The 6636-nt window shown below is 57.2% G+C and carries 7 protein-coding genes and 1 pseudogene; 5 read left to right on the top strand and 3 right to left on the bottom strand.

Annotation, left to right across the window (positions count from 1 at the left end; all coding sequences use genetic code 11):
- Both ACR0EK_RS19525 and ACR0EK_RS19520 read left to right on the top strand, forming a co-directional pair.
- Nucleotides 1-84 (top strand): annotated as a pseudogene (locus ACR0EK_RS19525) (IS5/IS1182 family transposase); the annotation flags it as partial.
- A 425-nt stretch (nt 85-509) separates the two neighbouring features.
- Nucleotides 510-1265: a hypothetical protein gene (locus ACR0EK_RS19520; RefSeq protein ID WP_480901106.1), complete on the top strand. Its 756-nt coding sequence runs from the start codon at nt 510-512 to the stop codon at nt 1263-1265.
- 74 nt (nt 1266-1339) lie between these two features.
- Here ACR0EK_RS19520 and ACR0EK_RS19515 read toward each other — a convergent pair whose 3' ends face one another.
- The 3 genes from ACR0EK_RS19515 to ACR0EK_RS19505 all read right to left on the bottom strand — a co-directional run bounded on the left by ACR0EK_RS19515 (nt 1340) and on the right by ACR0EK_RS19505 (nt 4492).
- Complete coding sequence (locus ACR0EK_RS19515) at nt 1340-1987, bottom strand: response regulator (RefSeq protein WP_480774468.1); 648 nt, start codon at nt 1985-1987, stop codon at nt 1340-1342.
- Nucleotides 1984-3387 carry a sensor histidine kinase gene (locus ACR0EK_RS19510; protein WP_480968057.1) on the bottom strand — a complete coding sequence of 468 codons (1404 nt, stop codon included), beginning with the start codon at nt 3385-3387 and terminating at the stop codon, nt 1984-1986. The genes ACR0EK_RS19515 and ACR0EK_RS19510 overlap by 4 nt, the downstream gene beginning before the upstream one ends.
- 151 nt (nt 3388-3538) lie before the next feature.
- Nucleotides 3539-4492 (bottom strand): zinc ABC transporter substrate-binding protein, encoded by a 954-nt coding sequence (locus ACR0EK_RS19505; RefSeq protein ID WP_480968056.1) that lies wholly within the window; start codon nt 4490-4492, stop codon nt 3539-3541.
- A gap of 57 nt (nt 4493-4549) precedes the next feature.
- Between ACR0EK_RS19505 and ACR0EK_RS19500 the strand changes: the two genes are divergently transcribed.
- The 3 genes from ACR0EK_RS19500 to ACR0EK_RS19490 are packed head-to-tail and all read left to right on the top strand — an operon-like array spanning nt 4550 to nt 6608.
- Complete coding sequence (locus ACR0EK_RS19500) at nt 4550-5062, top strand: Fur family transcriptional regulator (RefSeq protein WP_480901103.1); 513 nt, start codon at nt 4550-4552, stop codon at nt 5060-5062.
- A gap of 2 nt (nt 5063-5064) precedes the next feature.
- Nucleotides 5065-5811, top strand: a complete 747-nt coding sequence (locus ACR0EK_RS19495) for a metal ABC transporter ATP-binding protein (RefSeq protein WP_480901102.1) — start codon at nt 5065-5067, stop codon at nt 5809-5811.
- The gene (locus ACR0EK_RS19490) at nt 5811-6608 is read left to right on the top strand and encodes a metal ABC transporter permease (RefSeq protein WP_480547457.1); all 798 of its coding nucleotides are present in this window, start codon (nt 5811-5813) and stop codon (nt 6606-6608) included. Before ACR0EK_RS19495 ends, ACR0EK_RS19490 begins: the two co-directional genes overlap by 1 nt.
- Nucleotides 6609-6636 lie beyond the last annotated feature (28 nt).

Here is a 6636-nt window from a genome sequence, read left to right as displayed (position 1 = left end):
TGTGTAGCGACACGTTATGATCGCTGTCCCAAAGTCTTCCTCTCCGCTATCGCCCTCGCAGCAACCGTCATCTATTGGTTATGAATCCTGACCCTAAACACCTAGGTATCGGACGGGTGGGGCGAACAAGATGAAACCGTCTGTTTGTTCGCATTGTGGTAATTGTCGTGGTCAATTGCGATCGTCAGATTTCTTCTAAAATAGTATATTTCTATTCAGTTCGCCGATGGCGCTAGGCAGAAAGAAAACGACAGCTGTCAAATCAAGACCCGCCAACCGCTGAAGCCGAGTTCCGCAATACATGGAAAGCAACGCGGCAACACCTCATTGCCCAAGGCCTAAATTGGATCACCAGATCCATTTGAGTGATGGATATTTGAAACTCTCATTCCTCGGACCCGGACAATCGGCCGGAAAATCATCAGACCTAAGCCCGATGTAGCGAAGCCGGGCCCGGGATAATCTGCCTCCAATACAGGATAACGCCTCGAACAGGATTGGAGACGAAAATGAATACCCGGAAAAGAACTGGTCAGCTTCTCAGCACGGTAGCGCTGGCGTCGCTGATTGTGATGACACCCTATGTGCCGGCTTTTGACGCAGACGGTCATCTGCGGATGGAACCTGTTTACGCGTTTGCAAAGAGCGGGAAAGGGAGTGATGGCAACGGCGGGGATGATGACCATGACAGCAACTCCGGGTCGGGCAGCGGCGGTGATCGTGACGACAATTCCGGATCGGGTAAAGGTGGTCACGACGATGATGACGACGACGACGATGACGATGATGACGATGGTTCGTCACGCTCGGGCCGGGGCGATAAGAAGGACCGGTCTCAATCTGGGGGGCAGTCATCGGGGTCGGCTGGAATAACAAAGGTCGAGACAAGCGCGAGCGGCATAGAAGTACGCTATGCTGACGGCACCAAGGAAGAGATTGAAAACGGCCGGTACGAAAGAAAGAACGCGCAGAACCGAACAGTCGAGGAACGACCGGCCACCGGTGCCGACGTTTCGCGCCTTCGGTCACTGGCAAACGGTATCTCAATCGACAGCGTGCGCTCGCCCGGGCAGAGTGGTGGCGCTGGAAGTAACCCGGCAAAAATCGAAATTCAGGGCAACAATATCGAAGTTAGTTACGCAAACGGCTGGAAAGAAGAGATCGAGGGCGGGCGTTACGAGTTGAAAGACCCGTTCAACCGGACCGTCGTAGAAAGAACCGCAACTGCGGCGGATCGCAGCAGACTTCAGGCGATTGCCAACTGAGTGACGAACTTTGGCGATTGTGCGGGGCGGTTTCTTTTCTTGAGAGACCGCCCTGGTCTTTGAGCGCCTGACCCCTAGTCTTTCTTGTTCCAGGCCTCATGCGCGATAAGAGCGGCCTCCACCCGGTTTCGCGCATGGAGCTTGGACAGGATCGCCGTCATGTAATGCTTGACGGTTTTCTCCTGTATTCCCAACTCATCGGCTATTTCCCGATTGCTCAGCCCTTTGGCGACGCGTCTTAGGATTTCTTCTTCGCGATGGGTAAGATCATCTATGGCGTCAGCTTCTTTCTGCGACCCGTTTCCGCGATTGATCTGAAGCAGCATGCGCGACGCTAGACCCGGCGAGACGAACCCTTCGCCCGAGGCGATACTGCGCAGCGAAGCTGTCAATTCGCGTGCTGTCACGCCCTTGACGATATAGCCAATGGCACCCGCCTCCAAAGCGTCTGCAACGTCACTGCTGTTTTCAGAGACCGTCAATATCGCAATGAAAGGCGGGTTTGCCATTTCAGCAATTCGACGGGTCGCGCTAATGCCGCCACCGGGCATCGACAGGTCGAGGATGGCGATGTCAGGCTGATGGGTTCGGACAAGGGAAACGGCCTCATCCGCATTTGATCCGGCGGCGAGAACTTTGAAGCCGTCGGCTTCCTCTAAAGTGCGGTGCAAACCGTCCCTGAAAATCGGGTGATCATCTGCGATAACGACGGATGTTGTCATGATGCACTCATCTTTCTGGGAAACAATGTCATAGCAACGGTGGTGCCCTCGCCCGGGGTTGATGTCACCTCGAACCGACCGCCAATGCTTTCGACCCGGTCACGCAAGCCGACAAGGCCCTGGCCCCCGTCCTCACGCAGAACCGTCTCGCCGGAGGGGGCGAACCCGGGGCCGTCGTCGCTGACCTGAACGGTGATGCGATCACCTTGTACGTCGCAGGCGACAGTGCACTGGGACGCGGGCGCATATCTTGCGGCATTGGAAAGCGTTTCCTGAAGGAACCGGAAAACGCACAACTTGCCCGAGATCGACAAGTCGGGCGACGGATTGCCCTGAAAGGAAATACCGGGGCGAAAAGGGCTGTGTTCAGAATGGTCCTCGACAGCTCTTTTTACCACATCAACGAGCGCCAGATTTTCGATGTCTGGCGCGAACAACCCCCGTGACAAGGCGCGAATTTCTGCCAAAGACTTCTGCAAAGATTGCTGAATTTCTTCGGCCTCGGTGGACATCTCCGGCCTGTCGCCGAATGCAGCCTCCAGTCGAAGGGCGGCGAGGGACAGGTATTGGGCAGGGCCGTCATGCAGTTCCGCGCCGAGTTTCCTGAGGAACCTGTCCGTTTGCGCAGCATATCTTTCCGATGCATCAATGACGCGCGACCGCAGCATGGCATTCTGTGCGGCCATCTTTTCACTTTCGGCAAGACGATCGTTCAGAAGGCGCCCTTGCCGTCGAATGGTGTTGTCGCCGATTGCGACAATGGAAAACAGAACAATCGTGCTTGCCGCAAAGGCCGAGCCAACGATCAACCAGCTTGTTCTTCGGGCTCTGGCCATGTCCAGTTCCAGCTGATCGGCCTTTTCATAAAACTCGGCGACCGCGATGATTTTCCCCGACCAGATTTCGCGAATGGGGCTGTAGACTTCCAGCAATGGAATGCCAAGTGCAGCCTCTGCCGCGCTTTCTTCATCGTCCAGCTCTTCAAATGAGCCCGAGATTTCTCCAGCCCATGCGCGTTTCAGGTCGTCTGTTGGCTCGAATCGGCGACCGATGATGGCGGAATCCGATGCGTATGCAATCTCGCCATCCTGTTTCCAGAACTTGTACGAGGCAATGCGTTCGCGCATCGGCTGGGTCATGAAAATCTCGTCCAGCGCCCGGCTGGCCTGTTCGGAAAGGCGGTCTCCATGCGCCAGTTCCTGGCTGAGTGGGGACAAAATGCTTTCCATGTACAATGCGGCCGAATTGGCGGAGTTCTGTACAACCGCGTTTTCGATCCGGTTCGATACCCAGTGACCAACAAACACCGTAGCAGTCCCCATGACTGCAACACTTGCCGCGAGAAAAACGCGCGACAAAGACCAGTTGCCAATTGTCAGGTCGGTAATTTTGGGTCTCATTTCGCAATCGACTATGAACGACAATTGTTTGACGCGCTACAGACCATGGTCTGATGCGCTTCTCCAATGTTCCAAACCTGATGCGCGGGTCGGGACTTGGTCCTTTTGGGTGCGCCCCGGCAGGTTCCCGCGTCCCGATCCCAGACCCGGTTCAACGGGTTTTCAAACACTCCGACAGGGTTTGCGCCATGTTACGAATGACTTGCGGGTACAGAGACGGCCCGGGTTCCAGTGCCGAGCCCAGTGGATCGATCACACCGGATTGCGCCGATGTTCCATCCAACACGGTCTCGACGATGCCCGGATTGAACTGTGGTTCAGACAATACGCAGTTGATGCCTTCGGCGTGAATGCGACCTTGAATAGCGGCAATACGCGCGGGGCTTGGGTCGGACGCGTCGCTCAGGGAAATCGCGCCCGATGCGGGGAAATCGAACGCGACCTCAAAATACTGGTAGGCATCATGAAACACGATGAAGTTGCCGCCGCGAACCGGTTCAAGCAACTCTGCCACTTCTGCGGAAAGCGCGGTCATTTCTTCGCGCGCCGCTTTGGCATTTGCCAAATACGCAGCGGCGTTGTCGGGATCCGTTGACGACAGTTGATCCGCGATCAGGGTCAGCCAGGCTTTGGCATTCGTTGGCGACAGCCAGGCATGTGGGTCATGATCGTCATGATCGTCATGACCTTCGTGATCGTCATGGTCTTCGTGACCCGTATCGTCCGCGTGATCATGCGCCTCAAACAATGCGTCTTCCCGGAACTCAAGAAGCCCCGTACCCTTTGCGTCCAATAGGGCAGTGGCGGTCGCGCCTTGGGCAAGAGTTTCTATCGCGCTGTCCAGCCACGGCGTCAGGTCTTCTCCTACCCAGAACACCAGATCGGCGTTTTGCAACGCGGCCGCCTCGGACGGGCGCAGATTGTATTCATGCGGCGAGGCACCCGGTGCGACGATCAGGGCAGGTGTGCCGACACCCTCCATGACACGGGCCACCAGCGAATGAACCGGGGCAATGTCCGCGGCAACGTTTGGCGCATCTGCGCGGGCCGGTCCACACAGCAGTGCAACTGTGATCGACAATGGAAGAAGAAGCGTTCTGGACATCGGGCCCTCTGTGTGATTTTATAACATTTCAAGTGGCAATACATGATATGAAATAACATGACAAGTGATGTGCACCCAGAACCTGGCAAAGACACCGCCCCGGTCGGGTTTCAGGAACATGACCACCAGAGTTGTGTCGCAACGGCCCTGGCATCCGCCGAAGCCCGGTGCAAAGAAGAAGGGCTGCGGCTGACGCCGGTTCGCCGCAAGGTTCTTGAGATGTTATTGCAAGAACATCGCGCCCTTGGTGCCTATACAATCCTTGACCGGTTGCGCGACGAAGGGTTCGGGTCCCAGCCTCCGGTCGCTTATCGGGCGCTGGAGTTTCTTGTACAAAACGGCTTTGTCCACAAGATCGAGCGGCTGAACGCGTTTGTCGCCTGCTCTCATCCCGGCGCGGCGCATTCACCTGCTTTCATGATCTGCCGAAAATGCGACGCCGTAGCCGAGGCGCAGTCTGCCCCGTCCAAAGGTGTTCTTGGCGCTGCCGCGCGCGCGGCGGGTTTCGAGATCGAGCGAACGGTTGTAGAGGCTGAAGGTCTCTGCCCCGACTGCACCGAAAAGGCATAAAGATGGCCCTGATCACTGTCGAGAAACTCAGCGTCCGCTATGGCGCGCATACCGTGCTGCATCATGTGGATATGGTCATTGAACCGGGTGAAATCGTGACCATCGTTGGCCCGAACGGATCAGGCAAGACCAGCCTGCTGCGCGCCATTATCGGTGCGACACGGCCTTGTGCCGGTCAAGTGTCACTGAAGCCCGGATTGAAAATCGGCTATGTGCCGCAGAAGCTGCATGTCGATCCGACATTACCGATTTCCGTTGAACGGTTCATGCGTCTGACCGATCCTGTGTCGCGCAGGCAATGTGTCGAGGCGCTTGAATCGGCGGGTGTGCCGGATCTGTTGAAACGCCAGATGTCGCAGCTGTCCGGCGGACAGTTCCAGCGGGTGCTGCTGGCCAGAGCTTTGATCAACCGCCCGGACATATTGTTGCTGGACGAAGCGACACAGGGTTTGGACCAACGGGGGTCGGCCAGCTTTTACCAGCAAATCGAGGCTGTCCGGCGCGAGACCGGATGCGCCGTTCTGATGATCAGCCACGAACTGCACGTGGTCATGAGCGCGTCGGACCGGGTGATATGCCTCAATGGGCATGTCTGTTGCGAAGGATCACCGGCCGTTGTCGCCTCGGCACCCGAGTATCGGGCCTTGTTCGGAACCGGAACAGGCGGTGCGCTTGCCCTTTATCGTCATGAACATGATCACAATCATGATCATGACCATGATGCGAACCCACAGGAAGCGGCGGAATAATGCTGGATGATTTCATGATGCGGGCAACGCTCGCAGGTATTGGCGTGGCGTTTGCTGCGGCCCCCCTTGGGTGTTTTGTCGTATGGCGTCGCATGGCGTATTTTGGCGATGCAACCGCACATGCCGCGATTTTGGGCGTGGCCCTGTCCCTGACGTTTCAGATGTCGATCTTCACGGGCGCGCTGGCCGTCGCTTTGGTCATGGCGCTGACCGTTTCGCTTTTGGCCGGTCGCGGTTATGCGATGGACACGCTGCTGGGGGTTCTGGCGCATTCTGCGCTGGCCTTCGGACTGGTTGCAGTTTCATTCCTGTCCGGTGTCCGGATTGACCTGATGGCATATCTGTTTGGGGATATTCTGGCGGTCTCCCGTTCGGATCTGGTCGTGATCTGGGGCGGTGCGGCGCTTGTCGTGGCGCTGATTGTCTGGCGTTGGTCGCAACTTCTGACCGCGACACTGAACGAAGAACTGGCCTATGCCAGCGGCTTCGATCCAAGGCGAGAACAACTGATCCTGACCCTGTCACTTGCCGTGACCGTAGCGGTGGCGATCAAGGTTGTGGGCGTATTGCTGATCGCCGCAATGCTGATCATTCCGGCGGCCGCTGCGCGAAACCTCGCGCGGTCACCAGAATCGATGGCCCTGATTGCTGCGGGAATAGGTGCGCTTTCGGCCATCACAGGGCTAAGGGCCGCGTATGTATTCGACACTCCGGCAGGGCCCTCGATCGTCTGCGTTGCCGCGATCGTTTTTGCGTGTCTCAGCCTGATCGGGTGGCGAACGCAGGACAGGGCCTAAAGGTTCCGTAGGTCGTCGCAGCCGTTAC

The organism is Ruegeria sp. AE4, assembly GCF_056542185.1.
This window is presented reverse-complemented; position numbering and strand designations above follow the sequence as displayed.